19 protein-coding genes are annotated in these 23,363 nt (G+C 54.2%); 13 read left to right on the top strand and 6 right to left on the bottom strand.

Annotation, left to right across the window (positions count from 1 at the left end; genetic code table 11):
• The first annotated feature begins 17 nt into the window (after window positions 1-17).
• The 6 genes from K0V07_RS09980 (at window position 18) to K0V07_RS10005 (ending at window position 9,236) form a co-directional block, all read left to right on the top strand.
• Window positions 18-539, top strand: a complete 522-nt coding sequence (locus tag K0V07_RS09980; RefSeq protein ID WP_220621242.1) for a hypothetical protein — start codon at window positions 18-20, stop codon at window positions 537-539.
• Between the two features lie 28 nt (window positions 540-567).
• Window positions 568-1,092: a hypothetical protein gene (locus K0V07_RS09985; protein WP_220621243.1), complete on the top strand. Its 525-nt coding sequence runs from the start codon at window positions 568-570 to the stop codon at window positions 1,090-1,092.
• 161 nt (window positions 1,093-1,253) lie between these two features.
• Complete coding sequence (locus K0V07_RS09990; RefSeq protein ID WP_220621244.1) at window positions 1,254-4,565, top strand: TonB-dependent receptor; 3,312 nt, start codon at window positions 1,254-1,256, stop codon at window positions 4,563-4,565.
• An 82-nt stretch (window positions 4,566-4,647) separates the two neighbouring features.
• Entirely contained in the window at window positions 4,648-6,285 is a 1,638-nt protein-coding gene (locus tag K0V07_RS09995; RefSeq protein WP_220621245.1) for a hypothetical protein, read from the top strand.
• A gap of 356 nt (window positions 6,286-6,641) precedes the next feature.
• Window positions 6,642-8,273, top strand: a complete 1,632-nt coding sequence (locus K0V07_RS10000; protein WP_220621246.1) for a hypothetical protein — start codon at window positions 6,642-6,644, stop codon at window positions 8,271-8,273.
• Window positions 8,274-8,447: 174 nt separating this feature from the next.
• Entirely contained in the window at window positions 8,448-9,236 is a 789-nt protein-coding gene (locus tag K0V07_RS10005; protein ID WP_220621247.1) for a PEP-CTERM sorting domain-containing protein, read from the top strand.
• A gap of 124 nt (window positions 9,237-9,360) precedes the next feature.
• On the opposite strand, the gene K0V07_RS10010 is transcribed toward K0V07_RS10005, so the two are convergent.
• Window positions 9,361-9,915, bottom strand: coding sequence for a sigma-70 family RNA polymerase sigma factor (locus K0V07_RS10010; RefSeq protein WP_220621248.1), 555 nt, complete (start codon window positions 9,913-9,915; stop codon window positions 9,361-9,363).
• A gap of 253 nt (window positions 9,916-10,168) precedes the next feature.
• Between K0V07_RS10010 and K0V07_RS10015 the strand changes: the two genes are divergently transcribed.
• The 5 genes from K0V07_RS10015 (at window position 10,169) to K0V07_RS10035 (ending at window position 14,464) form a co-directional block, all read left to right on the top strand.
• Window positions 10,169-11,311, top strand: coding sequence for a FecR domain-containing protein (locus K0V07_RS10015; RefSeq protein ID WP_220621249.1), 1,143 nt, complete (start codon window positions 10,169-10,171; stop codon window positions 11,309-11,311).
• Between the two features lie 76 nt (window positions 11,312-11,387).
• Window positions 11,388-11,720, top strand: a complete 333-nt coding sequence (locus K0V07_RS10020) for a hypothetical protein (protein ID WP_220621250.1) — start codon at window positions 11,388-11,390, stop codon at window positions 11,718-11,720.
• 107 nt (window positions 11,721-11,827) lie between these two features.
• On the top strand, window positions 11,828-13,012 hold the full coding sequence (locus tag K0V07_RS10025; RefSeq protein WP_220621251.1) for a hypothetical protein: 1,185 nt from the start codon (window positions 11,828-11,830) through the stop codon (window positions 13,010-13,012).
• A complete protein-coding gene (locus K0V07_RS10030) occupies window positions 12,978-14,015 on the top strand; it encodes a hypothetical protein (protein ID WP_220621252.1) in 1,038 nt (345 codons plus the stop codon). Before K0V07_RS10025 ends, K0V07_RS10030 begins: the two co-directional genes overlap by 35 nt.
• 65 nt (window positions 14,016-14,080) lie before the next feature.
• Complete coding sequence (locus tag K0V07_RS10035; RefSeq protein ID WP_220621253.1) at window positions 14,081-14,464, top strand: hypothetical protein; 384 nt, start codon at window positions 14,081-14,083, stop codon at window positions 14,462-14,464.
• Window positions 14,465-14,541: 77 nt separating this feature from the next.
• On the opposite strand, the gene K0V07_RS10040 is transcribed toward K0V07_RS10035, so the two are convergent.
• From K0V07_RS10040 to K0V07_RS10055, 4 genes are all read right to left on the bottom strand, one after another.
• On the bottom strand, window positions 14,542-15,024 hold the full coding sequence (locus K0V07_RS10040; protein ID WP_220621254.1) for a hypothetical protein: 483 nt from the start codon (window positions 15,022-15,024) through the stop codon (window positions 14,542-14,544).
• A gap of 171 nt (window positions 15,025-15,195) precedes the next feature.
• The gene (locus K0V07_RS10045; protein ID WP_220621255.1) at window positions 15,196-15,393 is read right to left on the bottom strand and encodes a type II toxin-antitoxin system HicB family antitoxin; all 198 of its coding nucleotides are present in this window, start codon (window positions 15,391-15,393) and stop codon (window positions 15,196-15,198) included.
• A 55-nt stretch (window positions 15,394-15,448) separates the two neighbouring features.
• Window positions 15,449-16,585 carry a hypothetical protein gene (locus K0V07_RS10050; protein WP_220621256.1) on the bottom strand — a complete coding sequence of 379 codons (1,137 nt, stop codon included), beginning with the start codon at window positions 16,583-16,585 and terminating at the stop codon, window positions 15,449-15,451.
• Window positions 16,586-16,700: 115 nt separating this feature from the next.
• The gene (locus tag K0V07_RS10055) at window positions 16,701-17,168 is read right to left on the bottom strand and encodes a hypothetical protein (RefSeq protein ID WP_220621257.1); all 468 of its coding nucleotides are present in this window, start codon (window positions 17,166-17,168) and stop codon (window positions 16,701-16,703) included.
• A 466-nt stretch (window positions 17,169-17,634) separates the two neighbouring features.
• On the opposite strand from K0V07_RS10055, the gene K0V07_RS10060 reads away from it, so the two are divergent.
• Window positions 17,635-18,714 (top strand): hypothetical protein, encoded by a 1,080-nt coding sequence (locus tag K0V07_RS10060; protein WP_220621258.1) that lies wholly within the window; start codon window positions 17,635-17,637, stop codon window positions 18,712-18,714.
• Window positions 18,715-18,876: 162 nt separating this feature from the next.
• Window positions 18,877-19,104 (top strand): hypothetical protein, encoded by a 228-nt coding sequence (locus K0V07_RS10065; protein ID WP_220621259.1) that lies wholly within the window; start codon window positions 18,877-18,879, stop codon window positions 19,102-19,104.
• A 100-nt stretch (window positions 19,105-19,204) separates the two neighbouring features.
• Here the strand turns inward: K0V07_RS10065 and K0V07_RS10070 are convergent, their stop codons facing one another.
• Window positions 19,205-22,876, bottom strand: a complete 3,672-nt coding sequence (locus K0V07_RS10070) for a hypothetical protein (RefSeq protein ID WP_220621260.1) — start codon at window positions 22,874-22,876, stop codon at window positions 19,205-19,207.
• Window positions 22,877-23,363 lie beyond the last annotated feature (487 nt).

Here is a 23,363-nt window from a genome sequence, read left to right on the forward strand (position 1 = left end):
CTTTTAAAATTCCATCCATGAACAAAGCATACTGGATCATCCCCCTTGTGGCCTTGCTGGGCTTCGGCTTTATGCAGCGGTCCTTTCAGCATGACTACGCCGTACAGCAGGCCATTGAAAAACAGGAGGCCGAGGCCGCCCGGCAGGCCGAGCTGGAGGCCCAGCGTCAGGCCCGTGAACGCGCCATGCAGGAAGCATTGGAAGCGCAGGCCCGCCGCAAGGCCGAACGCGAGGCTCGCGAGACCGAGCGCGAACGCGAACGCGAGGAGCGCCGCCTAGCCATCGAGGCCCGCGACGAAGCCTTCCGCGAACAGGAAAAACTCGCCCGGCAGGCCGACCGTCTGAAGAAGCAGATCGCCGCTCTCAACGAGGAACTGGCCCTCGCCAACGCCAGCGTCGAATCCCTTCAGAGTGAACTGGAGTTCCTGGGCAAGTTCGTCACGCAGGCCGAGGAAAACACCGAAGACATGACCGATCTGCTCAACCGCCTGAACGCCCAGCCGCTCCCGCCCGCCCCGACCGTGTCCCGGATGGACTGACCCTTTAATCCTCGACGCCCCTTTTGTCATGAAACGTTTTTACATCATTGTTCCCGTCCTGCTGCTGGCCACCTTTGGCGGGTTCTACTGGAATTACAGCCGCAATGCCGATGTCATTGCCGAGCAGAAGGCTGCTGCCGCCGCCCGTCAGGAAATGGAGGACGCCGCGAAAAAAGAAGCCGTCGCCCGAAAGGCCCGCGAAGATGCCGAGAAGCGTGCCGCCGAACGCGATGCCGCCGAACTCGCCAAGGAGGCAGAACGCAAGGCCGCCTGGGAGGCCGACAATGAAAAGATCGCCGCCGACACCGAACGCTATCGCCAGCAGTTGACGGAGAATCGCGAAGAGGTCGAACGCCTCGAAGCCGAACTGGCCGCCCGGCAGGAGCAACTGGACAAGGCCAAGGCGGACGCGTTCTCCCTGCGGCGCGAGATCGAACTGCGTAAGATCAGCCGCCGCAATGCCGAACTCGAACAGCAGCGCCTCCTGACGATGGTCGGGGATCGCTACGAAACCCTCCTGCTCACGCCGCGCACTCCCGCGCCCCAGCCCTGATGATGGCCCGCTAAACCGGGATACCACCGAGCGCCAATCCGCCATGGACACCTCCCGCCAAATCGACCGTTTTCGCCGGTCGCGAGGCTGTGCCCTGCACCCGCTCAACCTCCCGCCAGATTTTATCTTTCCTTTACATTCATCGTTATCATTTCACTTCCATGTTTTACTATGCCTGCTACGCCCTGCGCCGGATGCTAAAAAACCGGCGCCCACTTCCCTTTAAAATCCTGACGACGGCGTTCACGCTGTCGATGGCAGCTACCGGCCTGTCCGCCGAGGTCATCAACTACGCGACCTATCCGCAGTTGACGGAGGTCCCCGTTACGATCCCCGAAGGAGAAATGACCCTGGAGTCCGCCCTCAAGTCCATCGAGTCGCAGACTGAATTCCGTTTCATGTATCTGGCTTCGGATATTCCGGTCAGCGATCCGGTCAAGTTTACCGGGGACACGATCAGCCTCTCCGATATGCTGTTCAAAATCACTGAGGCAGCGGGCGTGGTCTTCACCCCGACCGGCAATGATAACATGATCGCCATCCGGATGCAGACCGCCGACGACGAGATCGACTACGGCGGGGCGATGGCCATGAACCTCGAAGACGGCCCGGGTGGCGAGGTTATCATGCTGGATAGCTTCGATGTGGACAGCCAGGAGTTCAAAAGCGGCAGCGACCAGCTTACGATGGAGCGAAAGGTCTCCACCGGCATGATGAACTTTCTCTCGCTGGAGGATATGTCGAAGTTCGGCGGATCGGACCTCTCCGAAGTTATCAACCGCATGGTCGGGGTCAATGTCGTGGAGGGGCGCTTCGCCGTGGTGCGCGGGCTGGGCGACCGCTACGTGAGCACGCTGGTCAACGGTCTGCCCATGCCCAGCCCGGACCCGATGCGCCAGGGGGTGCAGTTGGACCTTTTCCCCACCTCGATTATTGAAGAGGTGGTGGTACATAAGAACGCCCTGCCCAACATGCCCATGAACTCGGCCGCCGCCGCCTTTGATCTGCGCACCCGGCAGTTCAGCGAGGATTTTACCGCGTGGTTCGAGGCCGGCTACTCGGTCAACTCCAATGCAACGAATGACTACCTTCGTCTGGACAATGACGCCGCCTACAGCCTGTGGCCTTACAGCATTGACGGGTTCGATCCTATGCCCGGAAATTTTGGGCAACCCTACGACAAAGATAATGCCAACCAGGAGATCGGCATCAACTTCGGCGATACCCCCGTTACGCCGAGTTTCAAATTCGGCTTCTCGGATACCTTCGAAGTCCTCGATCACAGCAAGCTTAAGGTTGTTTTTGCCACCAGTTACGATACGGGAGCAACGACTGCGACCGGTTGGGAGCAGGAGAGAATAGCGACGGTTGGGTCCGGTATTTATAATAAAACGCTGGGGGCCTGGATTCCCGCCGCTGGTGTGCCCGGCTCTGTCTATTCCGATTCTCTGGAGGCTCGGGGGCTTTACTACGACCTGACCCGTTCGGACTACGAGGTTCTCTTCGGCGGCTTGGTGGGACTGGCCTTCCAAATCGATGAAGACGGTGACCACGAAATTTACTTTAATACCCTCTATTCCCAGAGCACGAATTCCCGCGCCCAGCGCCTGGCTAATGGCCACTATCCTGCCGGGCAGGCACAAGTGACCTATGATCTGATTTTCGGCCAGCCTGCGACCGGTCACTATCACCCGATAAACTATACGCCAGGGATGGCGGTTCCGGGGCAGATTAATACCGGGACCGTAGAGGGAGGGTATTTCCCGAACATCATCGGACTGGGTAACGGAGAACTTTATTATCTCAACGAGGATATTTCAATTTTCGAGGAGCGCAACCTGACCGCCTTTCAGTTGGGAGGTGATCACACCTTCGAGGAACTGGGTGGCCTGCGGGCGAACTGGGGGCTGACCATGAGTTCGACGACCAGTGATGTTTTCCAGAGCGTGCTGAACTATTTCACCGAGCCATCCACCGGCGAGTATGTCTGGGCGGATAGTACAGCGTTGGAATCTTCCGGTACTGCGAGTGAGCTTGCCATGGAGCAGACCTGGAGGGATCTGAGTGAGGACACCTACGGGGCTCGGCTAGACCTGGCCTACGACTTGCCCTTCTGGGGAGGACGTGAATGGACGCTGGAAGGCGGTGCTTTTTTCCAAGATGCCAAACGCACGGTCACGCAGGCAGACGTTTTCTATTCGGTGGACCAGGAAATCACCGGCACAACCTTGGAAGAGTATATCAACCAAGTCGTGGAGCACGGGGTGTACGGAATTGGGGCAGGGCAGGTCACCCCGCCGGTTAAGCCCTCCTGGGCGGATGTTTCGCGCACACAGACGGCAGGCTATCTCATGGGAACGTTCCCGCTGCTGGAGCAGCTCAGTTTCACGGGCGGGGCGCGGCTGGTTGACTTGCAGATGAGTGCCAAGGGCGGGTTCAATCTCATCAGCGGCATAGACCTTGAGGATCTGGTCAATTACGAGTACTACATTAGCTCCACCCAGCAGGTCAGCTTGGCCGACTACATCGGCTATCCGGACACGGGGGAGGGAAACATCCATAAGAACTATATCCTCCCTTCCGGGGTGATGACTTGGGACGTGACTGACGACTTCATCATTCGCGGTGGCGGCTCCATGACGGTGGTACTGCCCTCCATGCGTGAGCTTTCACCCTACTTCTCTCTCGACGACGACTTTAACTCTGTGCTGGGTAATCCCGGTCTGAAGCCCTCGGATGTTTACTCGGTCGATCTGCGCTTTGAGTACTACTTTAATGAAAGCGCTCTGGTCGCGTTGAACTTTTTCTACAAGTGGATTCAGAACCCTATCGAGAAAATAGCCTGGTATAACGACTACGAAGGGACTTTTTACACCTACTTTAACAACCCGGTCACTGCCACCACGCGGGGGGTGGAGTTCGAGTTCCGCACCGACCTGGATATTATCGACGACGAGCTGAGCAACTTCAACCTCGGCATCAACCTGGCTTACATCGACGCCCGCGTGCCCCTCTCCGAGTACACCCGGCTGGCCTATTACAATGCTGTTTCGAATCCGGGGATCGATGTGGACCAGGGGCCGGGGGCGGGGCCTTACGGCACCAACAACATTCCTGAGTACAACCGCATGCAAGACCAGCCGGAGTGGACGGTCAACGCCGACCTGACTTGGATAAACCCGGACTGGGGCAGTCGTCTGAGTCTTATCCTTTATGCCCAGAGCGATGTGCTCTCGTCGCTTGGAAGCCCCGTGCTCCCCACCTTAGACGAGTACTACCTGCCCTTCTACGAGCTGAAGTTCGTTTACGCGCAGGAGCTCTGGGACGGTTTTACCATGAAGTTCTCCGTCTCCAACATCACCGACACCGAGCGAGGCATGAAATACTCCAGCGAGGTCTTCTCCAGCCCTCCCACCTATCAGTCCTTTCACGTGGGCCAGACTTATGAGCTGAAGTTCAGCTACGAGTTCTGAGGGAGGGGACTACCTATGCCTGACTTCTCTACTAAACAACGCTCCCAGTTCCGGAGCATCACTCCACAAACTAAGCCATATCATGAAAAAGAACTTATTCCTCCTAAGCCTGATTAGCAGCGTCGCTGCCGGTTCGGCCTTCGGTATCACCGTCGTTGACGAAAATATACCTGGTATCATCAAGAACTCGGACAATTCATACTCTATCACTGGAGATGTGACTTTGTCTTATACAGGTGACGCTGACCATACCTATATTCTTGAGAATTATACCTTCGTAGCCAATGGCGGTTCGCTTACGATTGAGCCCGGAGTGATCATGCGTGGGCAGCCCGCCGTGTATGATGGTGAGGGTGAGGTTGTTTCCGAGCCGGGCAGCCTGGTCGTCAGCCGTGGCGGTCAGATTTGCGCCGACGGGACGGCTGAAAACCCGATTATCTTCACGACCGCCGCCAACACCAACCGTGAGCGCTGGTCCACGGGCCAGAGCTTCCTCGACGCCAATCCCGCCACTTTTCCGCTGCCGCCGATGTCGGGCTCGGGTGCCAACCAGGTGGACAACGTCAGCCTCTGGGGCGCGGTGACCCTCCTCGGTTACGCTCCCATCAATACCTCGAAATACGAGACCGGTACCTCTGGTGAATCCTATATTGAAGGCTTCGGCCCTCACTACGAGGATGAGCGCACTCTTTACGGTGGCCGCAACACGACCGACAGCAGCGGTGTCCTGCGTTATGTTTCCATTCGCCATACCAGTATAGCCTATGAACAGAATGAAGAACAGCAGGGGCTGACTCTGGGTGGCGTCGGTTCCGGCACGATCTTGCAGTACATTGATGTCTACTGTTCCGACTCGGACGGTATTGAGATCCTTGGCGGCACAGCGGAGTTGTCCCACCTTATGATCAGTTACGTGAATGACGATAGCCTCGCGCTAGACCAAGGCTACACGGGGACGATTCAATTCGCCTTCGTTCTGGGGAGCGATCTTGAACCTGATATTAGGAGTTATGCGACAGGTTTGTGGTCCGACAATCTTGGTGAATGGGAAGGCGATGATGATAACTCTGAGGAGGATTACAACGTCAGCGCGACAGGCGCCCCCTACGCCCATCCAGCTCTCTACAACCTGACATTCATGGGCCCGCGTGGCGGCTCTGCCACGCTGAGCAACATGATTCGTGCCCGTCAGAGCTTCGGTGGCGATGTGCGCAACTCGATCTTCATCAACGCCCCTGCCAGCCATGCCAGCTTCCGCATTGACGGCACGGCCACGGATAACACCACCAACCCTAGATCGACAATCGGCCTCATCGAGTGGGATTACCCGAGCGTGAATCCTCGCACTCAGGCTGAAGTTGGTACGCTGACCTTCGCCGGTACCATGTGGTACAACGTTTCCAACAACACCGCCGCTACCGTCGGTGTTGACAGTTGGGCCATCGATGTCCTCAACAACGGTTCCGCTCAGTTGGTCACCGGTTCCTATCTGAATCAGGTCGGCAACAATCCCTATGTCGGTGGTACGGACCAGACCACGACCAATGGTCTCAATCCCCGTCCGCAATTCTCCGTGCTCGTGGACGATGTCGCCTACGACGCCTGCGGCGTGCCGCCCTCCATCGAACCGGTGGAGTACATCGGTGCCTTCGACCCGGATACCGACAACTGGACGGCTGGTTGGACCGCCATGAGCCTGCGCGGCATCCTGGCGGATTGATTCATTCTAGATAAACCCGGACTGGGGCAGCCCGGTTGGCCAGTCTGCACGGAACACTATCCGCCCTTCTACGAACTGAAGTTCAGCTACGAGTTCTGAGGGAGGTTACCGGGCTGGAAGCTCGAATGTTAGGAATGCGTTACGAATTGAAAACCGACTAGTAAGTGGGGGTCGATTTCGGTGTCTCTCCTATGTAAGGCCGGATTATGCCCCGATCTTACCCACCGGGAGACGGTACTGCCGTTCCCCGTTCCCCCAGCAAAAAAATCAGGCACGGGGCGTCTCCCATGCCTGACTCTCTAAGAAACAATTCTCCCTTACCGGGAGAGCCATTCCATATAGCAAAGCCTAATACTATGAAAAAGAACTTGTTCCTTGCAAGCCTGATTGGCAGCGTCGCTGTCGGTTCGGCCTTCGGTGTTACCGTTGTTGACGATAACATCACGGGTATCACCCAAAACATGGACGGGACGTACTCCATCACCGGAGATGTGACCTTGTCGAATTCGGGAGATGCCACCTACATCCTGGACACCTACACCTTCGTCGCTGCCGGTGGTTCGCTTACCATCGAACCCGGCGTCATCGTGCGCGGCCAACCGGCGGTGTATGACGGTAATGGTGATATCGTTTCCGAGCCGGGCAGCCTGATCGTCAGCCGTGGCGGTCAGATTTGCGCGGACGGTACGGCTGAAAACCCGATTATCTTCACTACCGCCGCCAACACCAACCGCGAGCGCTGGTCCACAGGCCAGAGTTTCCTCGACGCCAACCCCGCCACTTCTCCGCTGCCGCCGATGTCCGGCTCGGGTGCTAACCAAGTGGACAACGTCAGCCTCTGGGGCGCGGTGACTATCCTCGGTTACGCTCCCATCAATACCGGCCAGGTTGACACCGGTATCGACGGGGAAGCCTATATTGAAGGCTTCGGTCCCGACTTCGAGGACGAACGCATCACCTACGGTGGTCGTAATCCGTCCGACAGCAGTGGCACCTTCCGTTATGTCTCCATCCGCCACACCGGCCAGACTTACCAGCAGGACGAAGAGCAGCAGGGGCTGACCCTGGGCGGCGTCGGTTCCGGCACGATCTTGCAGTTCCTCGACATCTACTGCACGGACGATGACGGTATTGAGATATTCGGTGGCACCGCTTGCCTTGATCACGTCATGATCAGCTACGCCACCGACGACGGTCTCGACCTCGACCAGGGCTATGCTGGTACCGTCCAGTTTGCCTTCGTGCTGGCCAGTTCGCTGGAGCCTGATATGGGCAGCAGTGCTACGGGTCTGTGGGCCGACAACCTCGGGGAATGGGACGGCGATGACGACATCACCGACGACGAGTTCAACATCAGCCCGACCGGCGCTCCCTTCACCCACCCGGCGCTCTACAACATGACCTTCATGGGTCCGCGTGGCGGCTCTGCCACGCTGAGCAACATGATTCGTGCCCGTCAGAGCTTCGGTGGCGATGTGCGCAACTCGATCTTCATTAATGCCCCTGCCAGCCAGACCAGCTTCCGGATTGACAACACGGCCACGGATAACACCACCAACCCTGTCGCCACAACCGGCATTATCGAGTGGGATTACCCGAGCGTGAATCCTCGCACCCAGGCTGAAGTCGGTACGCTGACCTTCGCCGGTACCATGTGGTACAACGTGGCCAACAACACCGCTGCCGGTATCGGTAACGATGCTTGGGCCATCGATGTGCTCAACAACGGTTCCGCTCCGCTGGTCACCGGTTCCTACCTGAATCAGGTCGGCAACAGCCCGACGATCACCGGCTTCTCCCAGACTGCGACCAATGGCCTCAACCCGCGGCCTGTCCTTCCCGCGGCGGTGGACGATGTCGCCTATGACGCCTGCGGCGTGCCCTGCACCATCGATCCGGTGATCTACATCGGCGCCTTCGAGCCGGGAGCAACCAACTGGACGGCCGGTTGGACCGCCATGAGCCTGCGCGGCATCCTCGCCGACTAAGTGACTTCTTGTACGCAGGCAAGAAAACAAACCCGGAAAGGATTCTGAATAACGATCTGATTCGCGCTCATTTCCGGTAAACCCCGGCAGGCGGAGGAAATCCCTCCGCCTGCCTCTGGGTTTATCCGCACCCGTAAATCTCAAAACAAACCCACTAAACAACAAGGTTACAAAATGAAAAACGCACATAAACTCATTCTCGCCGCCGCGGCTTTCGTCTTCGCCGGTTCTTTCGCCCAGGCTGAGGTCCTCGCCGGCTGGGGCTTTTCGACATCCTGGACTGGAACCAGTACGCCCCCGAGTCAACTTGCCAACAGCAGCATTGGCACACCCGGCGGTACGCTCAGTTTTCCTGAGTCCTGGTTCGGTTCGACGCTCGCCAATGCCGTGGGCACGAGTTCGTCCAATTATGACCCGGAGGAGTTGTTTCCCGGTTCCACCAGAAGCATTTATTTCCAGAATGTGGATTTGACGGGCCTGGGGGTACCGGACAGCGCCAATGACGCTAATGACAAGCCCTTCTACTTTACCCTGAATAATCCCGGGGCAGGGATGGCCTTTGAGGATATTACGCTGAGCTATTATGCGCAGATTACCTATGCGGCGGGGAATCCGGCCTACGGCAGCGCGACGATCACCTGGGCCTACAGCCTGACGGGGATTGACGGGGTTTATACCGACTTTGCCACCGACACAGTGGACGAGAACAACGTCTGGCAGACGTTCCTGTCGGGGTCCGATATTCTGGACGGGGGACAGGCTGAATCGCTCACGCTCCGTGCTATCGTCAATGGTCTGGATTTAAACGATGGAATCAATACAGGTGAATTAATACGCTTGGACAGCCTGACCATCAACGGCACGGTGGCCGAAGCCGTGCCCGAACCCTCGACCTACGCGCTGCTGGCCGGAACGCTTACCCTCGCGGGTGTGATTATTCGCCGTCGCCGTAACCGCGCCTAACTCATCAATCGACTACTGCGCTACTGTCTCAACCTGTTAAACGTGTCATGTGCTGGCGGGGCGGCTTTCGAGTCGCCTCGCTTTTTTGTGTGTAACGGCTTTGGCGCAACAATGACCGTACCTGTCAGGGAAGCCGTTTGCGCAGTTGCTCTCTTGCCTTGAGGATATGGTTCTTAATCGTGTGCGGCGAGATGCCCAGACGGTGGGCAATTTCGCGGTAACTCAGGCCCTCGAAGGCAAAGAGCCGGAAGACTTCCCGTTGCTGATCGGGAAGCGAAGCGACCTCCTGATGAACATCGCAGAGCAGTTCACGATTCTCCAGAAGCTGCGGGGTGCCGGGCGTATCCACGGCGACCTCGTAGCCGTTCAGGTCGCCGTGATCAAGCAGGCCACCGGTACGACGTTCTTCACGGCGAATAAGATTCTTGGCCTCGTTGCGGACGGCGCTGACCAGGTAGGCGTTTACGTCGGAACGCAACTGGATCTTCTGCCGGTTGCGCCAGAGCTTTTCAAAGAGGCGATTCACGACATCCTTCGCCAAGTCGTCACTGTGCACAATACTGCGGGCGACCCGCCGCAACGATTCAAGATGACGGCGGATAAGAAGCTTCAACGCCACCTGATCGCCCTGCTGAATGAGGGCAAATAACTCTTCGCTGGAGCGTTCGTCATTATACATGATCGCTGAGCTTATGACACGGGCACGGAAGGCCGGATTAAAACGGAATGGCGGAGCATTAATCTGACCATTTCCCCTCATACGATCAAGGATGATTTCCCTCGCAGGCGCTTTTAAATGCTAACGTTTTACGGGTTTGAAACAGTCGAAATGCAACGATACGGTATGTTTCTTTAGAAAAATGAAAAAAAGTGCATATCGGACTAGTAAGTGGGTACCAATTTTGGTGTCTCTATAGTGAAGGACTTATTAAATGGACCTATACGACAACGACTTGGACTTTCTGGACCTGTGTATCCGGGTGCTTTCCGACAAGGCGACGGACGAGGACAAGCAGACGCTCAACCGCCTGATGGCGGTGCCGGGCAGGCGCGATTTTTTCCTGGATGTCAAGAATGCCTGGGAAGTCAGAAAAGCCCCGCCTTATAACGAACGCTATGAAGCCGAGGTCGATGCGGCGTACAGGGAAGTGTGTGAACGGGTCGGGCTCGATCCCGACCTTGGAGCAGAGGAACCGGCGCTCGTTCCCGGATCGCAGGAGCAGGTCAGTCCCGCTCATCTGGTCGAATTCGACATCGGCAAGCCGACCGGCTCGCGTTGGAGCCGCGTGATGCGTAACCGCGCCGTGGCCGTCACGCTGACAGCCGCCGCCGCCTGTTTCGCCCTTAGTGCGATTGTTTCCTCTCTCTGGTTGGAACGGCCTCAGCCGGACGCCCTTGTGGCCGGACTGCCGCAGGAAATTCTCGTCACCGGCAGCGGGCAGCAGTCCAGCTTTACCCTGCCTGACGGAACGAAAGTCCGTCTCAATGCCGCGAGCAAGCTGGTCGTGGCAGACGATTTCGGAGACGGAGAACGGCGCGTGGAATTGATCGGGGAAGGTTTCTTTGAAGTTACGCATGACACCGAACGCCCCTTTACCGTAGAGGCACGCGGCATTGAAACCCGCGTACTGGGAACGCGCTTCAACGTGCGCGGCTATCCCGAGGACAGCGAAACGGAGATTACGCTCGCACAGGGGCGGGTCGAAGTACGCTCCGGCGAGAACGACGGCGTACCGACCGTCCTTTCGCCCGGTCAGCAGTACGATTACGACTGGGCGACGCACAGGCAAAACGTCCAGCCGGTCAACCTCGATCATGCCCTGGCCTGGATGCAGAACCGCATCAGCTTCGACAAGGAGCCGCTGCCACAGGCGCTACGTGAGCTTGGCCGCCACTATGGGGTGGACTTCCAACTGATGTCCCCGGAACTGGACAGCCAGACCCTTTCCATTTCCTTTAACGACGCATCGCTGACCAACGTTCTCGACGGGTTGGAATTGACCGGACGCCTACAGTTCGAGCGCCACACCGAGAACGGCAAGCTGATGCGAATAGAAGTTTTTTCCGTCAAATAAACGGGTGGTAAAATGACTGACGCCTCTGGAATTGGGATGTTATTGGTATTTTTTATACTATAAAGTATTAATAAAAATGATAAACGCCATCTCCGAAACGGCTGCGCCGCCGCAGCCCTCCGTCTCACCGATACCCGATCCCGAAGTCCTCGAACTGCCCAAGGGTATCGAAGTGGTTCTGCGCGACTATGCCAAACGGGTCATGCGGATTTACTACTTCCGCAAAATGAAGGAAGACCGAAGCGGACCGCTCATCTTCTTTCATGCGCACACGCCGACAACGCCCTACGTGTTTGATGCCTGCTGGTGTTTCAGAACCCAGCAGACGCTCACCTCCCTGGGCGAATGCCACCTGTCCGACCGCGACAGGCTGGACAAGGTTCTCTACAGCACCGTCGTCGCGGGCTGATAGGAGCCTTTGATCTGTCGATTCCTTTATTACTCCCTCCGAAGATCGCTCCCGGTCTTCCCACGTGGGTCCTGCCCGGCACCCATTTTTATGTTTCAACTACTCCCATGCCATTACGTTTGCGTCGCTTCACGCGGCCAGAGATCTTGTCGTCGATACGCCCCGACCTGCTGCGCCGTTTTCTCGTACCCTATCAATCCTTTTTTCATGAGCAGGCATTTGACCTGTCCTGCCTGGATGAAAACGCCGGAGCCGAAGCACTGGCGAGTTTGTCGGGTGTCCTCCTGAATCCAGCGCAGGAATTCCCGCACGCGCTCGTGGACGCGCTATTTTGCATCCATGAGGTGGCGGTGCCGGAGAACGCCGACCTGCTGGAAATCACCGCCGCCAGCGAGAGAATAGCCCTTGAGCCGGAATCGACCCTGCTGGAGGTGGCTCTGGCAATTTGGATGGCCGTACCGGAGGCCCTGAAATGGATGCACCGGCGACAGTCCACCACGCGCTTGCGCTCATTCGAGTATTTCAGTTCGGAGGACGGCGTATCGACCGATTTTTCCCTGAACGAAGAACGTATCCGGCAGTTGGAGCACAGCCTGGCCCTTTACTTCGAAAAGCGTGACCGGGGATACGGCTGCCAGATTCACCATTACCCGCAGGAGCACGAGCACTGGTTCCTCATCAGTCACGGCGAACGTTACAAGCGAAAAACGACGTGGGAAAAGGGCAAGCTGGGTACGATTGGGTTTCGGCCCGAGAAATACGACCTCGTTATCTACGACTCTCTGACGGAGGAACTGAGGATCAACGCGAAAACCGACGCCCAGCGGGAGCATTACCGCAAGCAGTTCGGGTTTTATCTCTTTGGCCGCGAAAATCATTTCCCCGGTCGCAACAAGTACACGCTGGCCCCGTTGCTGCGGGACGGGGAAGCGGCGCTGTTTTCCGGCGACATCCCCGAGATCGAATCGGTTCGGCTGGTGGAATTGAGCTATTACCTGGATGATGACAGCCCCGAGGTACGCACGCACAAGGCCAATGATGTCTTTGCCGCGTTGGCCCGGCACCGGCAAGAGATACCGAAGAATATAAGACCGCTGAAAGCCACTTTTCGCCTGACCTTTCGCGGGCATGACAGACCGCGAACTGTAACCATCAAGCCCTCCAACGTGGCGCTCTATACGCGAGACGGCGACGAGCGGATCATCCAGGACTGGCTGAATCGGCGGGAATTCATCATCCCGGACAAAGTAAAAGGACATGAACAGTTCGAACATATTCTGGAAGTCTGTTGAGGCCATTGGGCAAGGGGCGCGGGAGGCTGCGCTCAAGCGCTATCTGAGTGAAGCCTATGGCCTGATACGACCCTACCTGATGCCTTGCCCCAATTTGGCCTCCCAAATCGCCTGCCCGCGAACGCTGGAAGGCCACGGTTGCCAGTACCGGATCGTTGAGGAACCGGAGCCGGATGGCACCCATGCCGCCGTCTGCGATCAGCATCATTGTCCGACAAGATTCCATACCCGCGAGGAACTGGTGCGCTATACCGTCAATCCGCAGCTCATCATTCCGGCCATCGCCCGTTGCCTGGGCCTGCATCCGCAGATCGGCCCGATGGCGGACGACGCCTGGCAAATCGGCCATATACCGGGCTCCGCGATGATCGTGCCGGTACTGTTCACTCGGGTTAAGGAGGAAATTTCCATGAGGCGGGTGCTCCAGTCGCTCATCCTCAAAGGGAGCCGCCGCTTTGTGCTGGTGACGCCTTCGGTCCGTTATCTCGGAAATCCCTGTTCGCCCTTGCACGCCCAGATCAACGGCCAAACCCTGCCCCTGGATGAAGTGACGGAAATGAACGGCCATGAGCCGGTCCTAACTGTCGCGGGGCGCGTGCGCTGGAAAAAGCTCAAGGAAACCATCGGAGGGCCAGCGGTATTGGGGGTGACTTTCCCGACGCCCGCCAACGCCGCCTGGCACGATCTCACCCTCGTGTTCAGGGACGGGCACACCGTGGTGGCGTCCATAGGCCACATCAAGGCGGCCTACACCTTTCAGGATATGGGAATGGTCAACCGGAAAAATCTGGCCCCCGACGAACAGTGGCAGTTGCTCTACCAATTTGCGGAGGAAATGGGGGTATTCACGTGGTCCAGCCAATACGCCGATCACCGCAACAAGAAACGGAAAGGACGTTTGGCGGCTCGTCTCAAAGCGTTCTTCGGCATTCCGGGCAGTCCCTTTTCATTCCGCCAGGAAGACGGAGGATGGGAGACTGTCTTCAACATCCGCATCGCCTGATGCTAAGGCGACAAGTTACAATTCGTTTTTTATTCAATAACGTATAAATAAGAGTGAAAGAAATCATGAATATAGAGAATGAACTGAAGCGTATCGAAAAGTCCGAGAGAAATCTGGCCATGCAGAAAAAGAAGCTGCTCGGGCTCAAGAAAAGAAAGAAGGCCAACCAAGCCAAGCTCGCCACCATCGTCAAGTTGAGCGAGTTCGATACGCCGAAGGAACTTGTCGAGGCTCTGATTGAGAAGTATGATATTCAACTGAACGGTCGCCGGGCTTTAAACGGCCATACGTCCCCCAGCCGCCGCTCGCGGACGAAAGTCACGCCTGAGTTGCGCGACCTGATCAAGGCCAAGTTGAAAGACCAGTCGGTGAACCGGGTGTCGAAGGAACTGCAAATCAGCTACCCGGTCATCTCCAAGATCGCCAGAGGCCAGTACGATCAACTCTAGCTGCGGGGCAGGAGGCGGGATAAATGCGTCCCGCCTCCCGCCATTGACCGAGCGACTCGAAGGGTTTCTCTATGCCCTCAGTCCGATTCCGCCAGTGTGGCGGCAAGCCGGGTGATCTGCTGCGTCGTTGCAACAGACAGTTTCGTGTATGCCTGATTCAACTTCTTGAACGGGGCGGAAAGCTCGGGCTCCACGCCCTTGCCTTTGCCTGTCTGATAGCCGACATAGAGGTAGTAGGCCATTTGGATACTTTGAAAATCGGAAGCCAGAGCGTTGCTGGCGGTGGCCAGGGCAGGAATGGCTCCGGCCCGAAAGCGTCGGCTTTTGCCTTCCTTTTGGGCGCCTTCGAGCACGACAATCATGCTCCGCAAAGCCAGTGGCTCGTTGAAGTCAATGTTCAGTCCGCTGCCCGATCTTGCAGCAAAACCTTTTTCAAAGGATGCCGCTTCCTGATAGAAGGCCGCGTACTGATGGCCGAGGCTTACCGTCCAGTCTTCGGCAGCTGACACCGGCGTTATGGACAGCAGGAGGATGATAACCAGTAGAATATTTCGTTTCATGGCGATTCGTTGTTGGAACACATGGTTTTTCCATGGGATGGAAAGGCATTCGATGGCTGTTGCCTTGGGAGCGATTCAAAGACCGCACGGTGAGTGCGGCCCGTTCGGTAGCGTGTTTTTAGATCGTTGCGGAACGGGCCATATCCCATGTCCCGTTCCGCAGCAATGGTTTCAGTTGTCCCCAACGATCTTAATCATCTCAGTGGAGATGAAATTACTCCGGTTGCGATTCACCGTGTCCGCCATCTGGTCGATCTTGTCGAGCAAGTGCGTCGGCAGGCTGATGGAGATTTGCGTCTTACCCGGCGCACGTCTCGTCTTATTCGACTTATTAGTACGAATTGGTTTTTTAGATCTTCTTTTATACATAATGGATACCGCTATTTGGATTCGGATTCTGATGCAAGGATAGTTTTAGCATTAGCTATTTTATTTCTTTATTGCTTGGATATATGTCGAAGTAACGTTCGGCATTTTCCTTGGTGGCTATGCCTAGGTAATGTCGAAACATGACATCCTGATTCCGGTGGCTTATAATGAGGGCCGTTTTGCCCGGATTTCGATGCAGGGCAACATGGTATGTGACGAAGCTGTGACGAAAACAGTTTTTCGGCGGGCATTTGGGTTTGGACTCCACCGGCGGCAAGCCCTCGGCTTCCCGCTGGCGTTTTCCGCGGGCGATGTCGTCGGCCTCGATCAGCAGGCCCGCCCGTTTCAACGCCTCGCTGCGACGGTGCAGGTATTGCCGCTGGGTCATGGCAAAGGCTTCCTTCGGGGTGCGTTCCAGCCATGCCCACAGGTTGTCGGGCAAATCCTCGATCCACTGGCGGCGGCGCTTCTTCGTTTTCTCGGCGGGGGTGTGGATGCCGCGCTGTTCAAAGTCCAATTCGGCGTAGTCGAGCCGGGAGATGGCAGAGGAGCGCATCCCAGCGAACAGGCCCAGAGCCAACAGGCCGCACACCCCCGGATCAACGTGCTCGTTAGCCCGCAGGAGGCGTTCGGCTTCCTCGACGCTCAGGATGCCCGGCTCCGGGGCGATCACCGGCGGCGTGCGCACCTTGCGCACCGGGTTCTCCATCGCCCATTCCTGTTCGATCCACCATGAATAGGCTCCCTTGAGGTCACGCCGGTAGTGTCGCTTCGTTACCGCCTGATAGGGGAGGTTCAGGACGTAGTCCGCGATCACCTGATGCGTGATTTCATGCACGTGGCGGTCGCCGCGCAGCGACGAGGAAAAATCCTCCAGATGCCGTTTGATGTGCTTGCGGTACTCCGGGTCGCGTTCGATGCCCGCCAGGTGTTTCAGGTAGGCCGGGATGGCCTCGGACAGTTTCCGGGGCCGCAGGACCGGGCGGTTCGAGGCCAGCCAGAAACGCACGACCTCCACCGGGTCCGCCTCAGGAGCCAGCCGCGTGGCCTCCTGCCACCGGCGCATTTTGGCGGCGTCGAAGCCCAGCAGCAAGTCACGCCCGTTGCGCTCCAACTGCTCCGAGAAGTTCTCCACGAACTTCTCACGTTCGTTCTCGGTGGCGAAGAACCGGCATTTCAGCCGTCCCCCCACATACCACCGCGCTTCATATTTTTTAACTCTCTCGGGACGGTAGTGCCGTTTGATTTCCATCTCACTCTAACTCTAGCAGAGCGAGCGGACAATCATAGGTCTAAGTGTCTTATTTTTAACGCTTTCTCAACTCCTCAACGTGTAGGTTCCAAAAGCCCATGACGGTGCTTAGTATGGTATCGAAAGAGATTTCCTTCCCGTGATCTATGATAACGATTAACGGTCGTTGATAGGCATCACTGAACGCCGAAGAAAAGCCGTTTTGTTTGCGTGTTTCCACTTTTACCTTGGGGTTGAAGTGTTTACTGCCGTTAGCCAACAGTCTGGCGTATTCCAAACACTGGGCTTCACATCCATGCTTTGGGTATCGCTCTAGGAACTTGCCTTTGTCAAAAGCTTCCTGATGAGCCCATTCGTACATATGATACGCCAGTATGATAGCTACAAGCGCATGCCTTGGGCATCCATTGCGGGATAGGAAGTCCTGGTAGGCAGGGAATGCCAATTGGTCGTAAAAATCTATGGCATTCCTAATTCCGAGAAGTGAGCTGGGTTCTCCGTCAGGTGTTGTATGGGGGGACATGCTGAAAACTGTGAGTTATTGCTTATTACTGGAGCAATACCCAACTTTCAATTTTCTCACGATCCCCCCAAAGGAATCAGCTTGATCATGGGAATCCTCAGTTTGGCGAACAGAAAAAATATTCCACTGTCAGCACGGACACCGAGCCAAAGCCGGAGCCAAGCCGAATCGGTGCTTATGATTTCCCTCTTTTTCGACCAGAGACAGGTTCTTCTACTTTTGGGGTATTAGTTCCTGACACTGGGCTTGGGCATCGATTAGGGCAATGGCTGCTTCTGCGTGGCGGGTGGCCTGTTTCAGATTCACGGCCCTCTGAATTGAAATTTCGACATCGGGGCGGAACCGATCCAACCGTTTCAGTCTGTGGAAATTACGTAATCCGAGTGTTATCCATTCCCCATACCGTAAAGATCATAGATCGTATAATTCGCTGGGCGATTTTCCCTGAATAGCGTTACATAGAAGTATGGCCTCGAAAAAAAAAGCAAAGAAGAAGTTTCAGCCTCTACCCCCGGTGAAGCTTACCCCGGAACAGACGCAGTTATTCCAAAAGCAAGATTTCATCGGCTTAAAATATGATCACGTTGCCCACATTCGCCGACTCAGAAAGCACACTCCAGAGCAGGAGAAAGCACTGATGGAGCATGACGAGGACGAAAGGTTAATCAGAGATCATCCAGAGGATGCGCTCACAGAAGCATACAATGCCATCGACAGGGGTTCGACCCTTCTTCTCAAGTTGATACGTGCACGATCGTTGAGGCACGACTATCCGCACAAACAAGAGCGTAGCGGCTACTACAGTCGTGATCGGGCGTTTGATTGCTTGTCCTCCAGAATCGACTACTTGAATCGTCAACTCGTTCGATTGGCTGAAGAAAATGTTCCACGGGCTTGCCCTGAGCTATGGTATCAGGCGAAAGCGCTCACGGAAGCGACCATGCGGCTCGCACTCGTTCACCCTGAGCAGTTTCGCACCGCTGCCGAAACCTCGCTAACCATGCCTTCCGTTCGTGCCCGAAATCCGGAATATACTGCGGACGCTTCTACAATAGCAGAAGCTATCCATCTTGGCGAAAAGCATCCAGCCCCAGATATTTCGGACAATCGCTCCAGGGCCGGAGCCTATTCCCACCTCCTTGTTGCCCGAATTTTTGATGACATACACCGGTACCGCAAGGAGTATGAATTTGAAGTGCAAACCCTAGAAATGCTACAAGGATTTTATGAGACTGCGGATGAATACGAGGGCGTTACAATCGCTCAGTTCATTGGCCACTCCATGCACCCAAGCCGTGTGGAGATTATCCTGCGTTGCGCGGATCTTCCCGACTGGTTCGATGATCCAGACTCATGGTGGAAGCAGGGAATACTGCCTCTTGTTCGGAAGGAATTTGATTTGTTGGCTAACGACCCCAATCGCAATCCAGGTCTATGGCAGGAATTGAGCAACGGAGGTGAACGCGAGGGGGATAAGGATGCCCGACGGTACTTAGAGAAACTCTGTCGCAACAAATTTTCTCAGTTGCGTAAGCACTGCCCGTAAAAGCTCTTCCTATGGGCAGGCAGGCCATGGGCATGTTCTATAGACCCGAAAGTTACGGCTATCTGAGCTTCCCGCAGAACAGTACAGCGGTATGCTCTCATACATGAACCGCACACCTTCGATATGGCTGTTTTTCGGCCATCACTTCAATTGATCACGCCCATGGATACATCCCTCACATTTGCAGCTTACTGTTTTGTTTTTGCATCTATCGGTCCTGTCGTTGCGTTTGCCCTCGGTGTCCGGGCAATTCGTAGTGCAAAATCGCCCGCCGAACGAAAAGCCATCTTGCGGATGTTCGAAGTTCTTGTGTCTTCGCTCCCCATTTGGGGGCGGGGGCGTCAGCAAAGACACACGATGTCCAAAAGCAATGAACGAGTTGGCGAATGAGGCAAATGCCCATGCGCTCATCAGGCACGAGGCCTTCTTTTATCGCGGTCTTTCTCTTTCCTTCCTTCTCAACCTTCCCAATCCCAGTCGTCGTGGATCCTTATCGCTGATTGATGTATTGTGAAAGATCGTCGGCAGGTATCACCTGTTCAGTCGGGAATTCCATTTCTTTAAAAAACTGCATTGGTACAATTTCACTGGTTACAAGTAGAGGAGTCAGTTGGATGCTCTCTGTCGGAATATCGGTGATCCTTGAAAGAGAGTTTAAATGCTGTCTAATCCAATCGACTCGTCGAAGGTGACGACCGAGAGAATCCTTCACTTTCTTATTTCCACGAAAATCCTCAAGCCGCTGAAGCACCTCCCGAATGGTTAGTGCCGGGAGAAGGCGTTTGCATTCAGCTGCAAAAACTCTTCCAGTGGATGGGTTCCAGGCTAAAACGTCTATATCACCAAGCCCCAAGCTTTTTGAAGCCCCTATTTCGGTCATTTCTATTTCAAATCTAGATTCAAGACCATGATCATTAAATATATTGCGAATGCGCTCTGCAAAATCATGCCCACGCCGATTCACCTCGTGCCCAAGATATGAACGCATATTTGCAGATGAGAAAAAGCGTTCGGGGAAGTTCGCGCTTTCGATATTTCCCAACAAATAGGATAAGCTTTTCTCAATGAATGGTGCAGAAATAACCCAAGTGCGTGGTGATATGGCTACTTGGACCAAAGGCCGAGCTAGGAGAGATAAATGTCTGCGAAAACGCCATGGATAGACATCTTCTTTCTTACAATTGGGTGGAAGGTTCTCATCCCATGCTGGACGGATTGGAAGGGTTAGTCGCACAAGAAACGCCTCAGCCTCTGAGGTGGAGAACTCGCAGCCCTCTTGAAGAATTTTGAGCATCTCTCGCTCCTTAACTAGCCGGCATGGTACACCCGATTTAATAGCAAAATCCCTAAAGACATCCATAATCTTAAGTATTTTCTCGATTGAAACCCCAAACTCAGGCTCAAAGGCAGCATTTAGTTTTGATATCCTACAGTCTATGGCCTTTGACTGATCGTCCGAAAATACTTCTGGTGCCTCAAAGTATTGTTCATAAGCTTTTGCGGCCTTATTTGAGTCGTTGTCTGATCGGTGTGACAAATATTTAAAGAATGTCTCGTTATAAAAACTATTATCTACATCAATCTCACCGTTGGGATAGATGGTGATTTCTGGTTTCATAACGCCGAATGCTATGGCATCACGATGATGTGCAAGTTCTATTAATAACTTAACTTCAGAAAGTAATAGTGCATGATCTGCTCTGAAAAAAGCCTCTTTCGCATCATCTAGACAAGCGTATTGTGCCGTTTCTATTAGAATTCGGTTTGCGAGATGAGCTATAGACTGTTGACTTCGACGATTTCGTAATACTTCCCTGGTATTGTCATGATCATTATGTAGAGCGAATACTGATCGCGTAGTCATGTGCCAAACAGTTTGATCGCGACTAATTTCGTCGATTGCCCGAAAGCACGCTTGAACAAGATAAGTTCTATCGAATCTCTCAAGCCGCTTCTCTAGTCGCTCCCAGACCTTCTCAACTATTTTTTGGAGAAAGGTCCTACAACTCTCTTGACCAATGATTTGATTCCCTTCAGCAGGCCGGCCGACTAAATCGGCAAGGCCAAGTGTTGCCAAGTTCGTGTCCTCGTCGGCAACGAAAAGCGGATGTGGTTTATGCTCAGCCTTATAAAAATGCTCTATTTCATGCATTTCCACTACGTGAAAGTAACGTGTGTCGTCATTTCGAACGACTTCATGAGTCATGCATGAAATGGCTTCTTCTGAATCCCGTCTCCCAGATAGATGAGCGGCTCCTCTAAAAATTGACGCTACGATTTTTTGTTCAGCGATATTTTTAGGTGCGTTAAATTGTAAGAGAAATCCCTCTGGGATTGTAAGTGTAATGCGGCTCTTTTGCTGATCTGTCTTAATTGAAATTTCCTCTGGTTCGGAAGGTAGAGTGTTGGCATCTCCATATGACCATTGCTCAAAATTCGGCAAGACCAAGTGTACTTCGATATCCCGCCTACGGATTTCCGGCCACTCTCGCTCCACGACTGCGACCAGATGGTCTGTCCATTGGAGCACGCAATCCCAAAGCTGATATAGCAGATCTCGTAGTTCTGGACGATCGGGGCGATATTCTGCAACAACCCACCACACGGCGCAACCACGCTTTGTACAACCAACCAAGCGTTCTTGAGCCTCATTAATCGCACCATAAATCGGGGCGTGGTTATCTTCTAGGAAAAAGGTTCGTGAATTCTGTCTGACGATTCGGGAAAAACTATCGCTACCTGGCCTTTCAATACAGTGCTCGTCAAGCTTTTGGGCTTCCAATACACGAATTAATTGAGAATGGGCGCAGTCGATATAGATGATTTTACGAATTTCTTGAATGTCCAATTGTTTAGGCACTAAACGGAATTCGGAATTCCTCCAGAATGAAAACAGATTGAGCAATCCTGCTGGGTTTACTAGTTCCACACCAAGGCTCTCGCAATGGTCTTTATGTTTTCCGAGTTTCCATAATTGTACCGCAGTGCATCCAGCACCCGTTAAGGCCATCCAATCCCGTAAGGTAGCGCTATAAACCCTCCATTTCGGACTCCAATGATTCCACTTTAGTTCACACGACCTTCCATAGCCTGCGATGCAAATGAGAACCATTCCTCCGTTGAAGTGAGGAAGTTTTTCGAGCTTATTAGCACAAGACTGTATGTAATTTTGGAATTTTTCTTGCTCTACCTTTGAGAATGTATCGACTCCAGAAAAATTGTTTATCGCACCTTGTATGGATGGTGTATATGTTAGCATGACAACCGGCATTCCAACGTCAAACAGACCAAAACATGGCATCAAATGTGGCGTTCCCTCCTCCGCCTCTGGTGGAGTGAACTCAATTGGATTAATTCCAAGTCGGCTAGCAACGTCATTAACGAAAACATCTGCACTTTCAGCCCGATAGAATATATCAGCAAATCCTGCTATAAATTTTAGCCGTTCAACCATATAGCGAACTACTGTCCTAGAAAGCGTACTAGGCTCAATAACCAAAATGCCTTTCTCCACCCGAAGAAGCGGATGCCGTTCCAATGTCGAGGCCCACAATGTCTCTAGATTAATGTTTGTAAGCAGAGGTTTGCTTAAAATGAAATCGTCAAGGAGGGCTTCCGGAGCCCCTAATTCCTTGAGGTCTTGATGAGTAAAGATAATGCTTTTGATTCTTGACTCCAAAACCTTCCTACTCGGGATTATAAGCCTCTGCGCATGATTTCCGCTTCCCTCATCGTAGCGTTGCAAGCCTGCTTTCTCTGCTAACGCATCTGCTATTTTGAGTATGGCTATGACTCTATCTATCGTCTCTTGAAATGTTGGAGCATCGGGTTTCTTCCCATAAAAATCAAGGAGCCGTTCTACCAGAAAGGCTCCGTCACTGAAATTTCCTTGGAATATTCGAAAACTTCCATACCTAGAGTTGGCACACCCAATGAACTGATCTTCTACCGGATCTTCCAAGTGCGCCGCAGTAGAACTTGCCATAAGCCTAACCCATTCGGATAAGTCTTTGAACTTTGGCATTGCGCTGCCACGACAGCATGTGACGACTAGATGCGTAAGTATTTCAATACGTATGGTATTTGCTTGAAGCTCAGGAATTAGTCCGAGCGCACCAACCAATCGTGCTGCTGCGGGAAGAGAGAAGCGCTGAAGCTTCATGACTAACTTGGGATGCGTTTCAATTATTTGCGATATCGGAATCATACGATCTTTTAGTCTAGAATCTCCCTTAATAGTACTAATACATAAACGCCACAAGTTTCTTGATTTAAACGAGTTTGATTGGCGAATGACAGGGTTCACGTGTGGATACTGTGGGTCTGGCTAGAGTGTAATCGTGGCTGGAGAACATCATCATATTTTGCTGCTAAATGCGCTCAGCGCGTGCCTTGAGGGCCATGGCGAGGAGTTGCTCGCCGTTTTTCAGGAGGTTTTCGCGTAGCATCTCCTTACTGTGGTGTAGATTTTGATTTCCCCCCTGCCCATGAGATGGTCACGTTCCATTTACTTCCAATTGGTGGCGGCCAGATTCTGCGTGTCACTGAACAGAATAGTTTTCTGCCCTTTAGCAGTACTAGATGAATGATATTCGATGATCTGTTGCGCAGGATAAAAGCAGCCTGAAGGGGGCTCGGTTAAGCCTCAG

The organism is Ruficoccus sp. ZRK36, assembly GCF_019603315.1.
Taxonomy (GTDB): Bacteria; Verrucomicrobiota; Verrucomicrobiia; order Opitutales; family Cerasicoccaceae; genus Ruficoccus.

Coding starts and splice junctions, on each gene's coding strand:
- K0V07_RS10010 (WP_220621248.1), bottom strand. CDS start 9,915: ATGTATAATGACGAACGCTCCAGCGAAGAGTTATTTGCCCTCATTCAG.
- K0V07_RS10055 (WP_220621257.1), bottom strand. CDS start 17,168: ATGTCCCCCCATACAACACCTGACGGAGAACCCAGCTCACTTCTCGGA.
- K0V07_RS09990 (WP_220621244.1), top strand. CDS start 1,254: ATGTTTTACTATGCCTGCTACGCCCTGCGCCGGATGCTAAAAAACCGG.
- K0V07_RS10045 (WP_220621255.1), bottom strand. CDS start 15,393: ATGTATAAAAGAAGATCTAAAAAACCAATTCGTACTAATAAGTCGAAT.
- K0V07_RS10070 (WP_220621260.1), bottom strand. CDS start 22,876: ATGAAGCTTCAGCGCTTCTCTCTTCCCGCAGCAGCACGATTGGTTGGT.
- K0V07_RS09995 (WP_220621245.1), top strand. CDS start 4,648: ATGAAAAAGAACTTATTCCTCCTAAGCCTGATTAGCAGCGTCGCTGCC.
- K0V07_RS10015 (WP_220621249.1), top strand. CDS start 10,169: ATGGACCTATACGACAACGACTTGGACTTTCTGGACCTGTGTATCCGG.
- K0V07_RS10005 (WP_220621247.1), top strand. CDS start 8,448: ATGAAAAACGCACATAAACTCATTCTCGCCGCCGCGGCTTTCGTCTTC.
- K0V07_RS10040 (WP_220621254.1), bottom strand. CDS start 15,024: ATGAAACGAAATATTCTACTGGTTATCATCCTCCTGCTGTCCATAACG.
- K0V07_RS10030 (WP_220621252.1), top strand. CDS start 12,978: ATGAACAGTTCGAACATATTCTGGAAGTCTGTTGAGGCCATTGGGCAA.
- K0V07_RS10000 (WP_220621246.1), top strand. CDS start 6,642: ATGAAAAAGAACTTGTTCCTTGCAAGCCTGATTGGCAGCGTCGCTGTC.
- K0V07_RS09985 (WP_220621243.1), top strand. CDS start 568: ATGAAACGTTTTTACATCATTGTTCCCGTCCTGCTGCTGGCCACCTTT.
- K0V07_RS10020 (WP_220621250.1), top strand. CDS start 11,388: ATGATAAACGCCATCTCCGAAACGGCTGCGCCGCCGCAGCCCTCCGTC.
- K0V07_RS09980 (WP_220621242.1), top strand. CDS start 18: ATGAACAAAGCATACTGGATCATCCCCCTTGTGGCCTTGCTGGGCTTC.
- K0V07_RS10025 (WP_220621251.1), top strand. CDS start 11,828: ATGCCATTACGTTTGCGTCGCTTCACGCGGCCAGAGATCTTGTCGTCG.
- K0V07_RS10065 (WP_220621259.1), top strand. CDS start 18,877: ATGGATACATCCCTCACATTTGCAGCTTACTGTTTTGTTTTTGCATCT.
- K0V07_RS10060 (WP_220621258.1), top strand. CDS start 17,635: ATGGCCTCGAAAAAAAAAGCAAAGAAGAAGTTTCAGCCTCTACCCCCG.
- K0V07_RS10035 (WP_220621253.1), top strand. CDS start 14,081: ATGAATATAGAGAATGAACTGAAGCGTATCGAAAAGTCCGAGAGAAAT.